1 protein-coding gene and 1 pseudogene are annotated in these 1,456 nt (G+C 67.2%); both read left to right on the plus strand.

Annotated features, from left to right (window positions below; genetic code table 11):
• A partial coding sequence (locus ABZY11_RS44465) for a DUF6507 family protein (RefSeq protein ID WP_356484615.1) occupies positions 1-402 on the plus strand: 402 nt, incomplete at its 5' end.
• A pseudogene (locus tag ABZY11_RS44470) lies at positions 399-1,456 on the plus strand (protein phosphatase); the annotation flags it as partial. The gene ABZY11_RS44465 and the pseudogene ABZY11_RS44470, both read left to right, overlap by 4 nt.

The following is a 1,456-nucleotide window of genomic DNA, read 5'->3' on the forward strand; positions in this document are numbered from 1 at the left end:
TGGGATCTGAAGCCGCAGGGTATTCAGGGTGTGCTGAAGACGACGGGTGAGGTTGCGTCGAAGATTCAGACGCATGCGACGTCGTACGGGGATCATCTGTCGTCGGCGGCGTCGAGTGCGGGCACGATCACCGCCGAGGGCGGAGACGGCGGCGGTGGTGGTGGCAAGGGCGGGGAGCAGGCCGTGGGTGGTCTGGTCGCGTTGGCGTTGTCGCAGTTCGCCGAGCACACCACGCCTGATCTGAAGTTCATCGCGGCGCGGGCGGGGAAGTCGCTGACGGGTGCGGTGGACGCCACGACGGCGTATCTGAACGGTGATCTGGATATGGCGGCCGAGGCGCAGCGCAAGGCTTTGGGTGCGGTGGATCTGGATCCGAAGAAGCCGGGGGTGCAGTCGCGGTGATCAAGCCCGAGGCGATTCCGCAGTACACGGGTGATCTGGGTCAGCTGGAGAAGGACCACGCGAGCCTGACGAAGGACGCCGGTCATATCCGGGACACCGGTTCGTCCGTCCACACCCACTTCCAGGCGTTGTCCGCCTATTACAAGGCGCCCGAGGCGGAGCAGTTGTTCGCGTCGACGAAGCCGGTGAAGGACCGGGCCGACGGCTTCGCGGACGATCTGGAGAAGGTCGCCTCGTCGTTGTCGGACTACGCGAGCGAGATCCGCCCGCTGGTCACGAAGCTCGCGCAGCTCAAGACGGACGCGACGGCGTTCGTGAACGAGAACAAGGACGACGAGGACTGGGAGTACGACGGGGACAAGGTCGAGGAGCACAACCAGCTCCGCGACGACATCACCGCCACCGTCGCCGCGTTCTGGGCCGCCGAGCGGACCTGTCACAACAAGATCACCGCCCTGTTCGGCGGGACGCAGATGGTCGCCGGTGACGGCTCCGAGCGCAAGGACCAGTACGGGTTCAACGCGGATGACCTGAAGAACGCGAAGCTTCCCTGGGGCGACCCCGTCGAGGAGAAGCACCACTGGTACGAAGTCGGGCACTGGGTCAAGTCGTTCGTGTGGGACGGGCTGATCGTCGACGGGATCTGGGGCACCATCAAGGGCCTGGGGACCCTCGTCGGGTTCGGCGGCTGGGACGCGATGGGACAGGCCTGGAAAGGCCTGGCCCAGCTCGCGACCGGCCTCGTCATCAGCGCCGTCCCCGGCGCCGGAACCCTGTTCTGGGCCCTGCCCGACGACAAACTGCCCTCCTGGCTGCGTGACTCACGCACCGCGATGAAGGAAACCGGCAAGGCCCTCGTCGCGTGGGACGAGTGGGGCAAGAACCCCGGCCGGGCGGCCGGGGCGGTCACGTTCAACGTCCTGACGACCGTGTTCACCGGAGGCGCCGGCGGCGCCGTCGCGGGAGCCGGCAAGGCCGGAGCCGTCGCGAAGGTACTCTCCGTCGCCGGCAAGGCCGGCAAGGTCATCGACCCCATGACCTACATCGCCAAGGG

The sequence above is a fragment of the Streptomyces sp. NPDC006510 genome, from assembly GCF_040611955.1.
Taxonomy (GTDB): Bacteria; Actinomycetota; Actinomycetes; order Streptomycetales; family Streptomycetaceae; genus Streptomyces.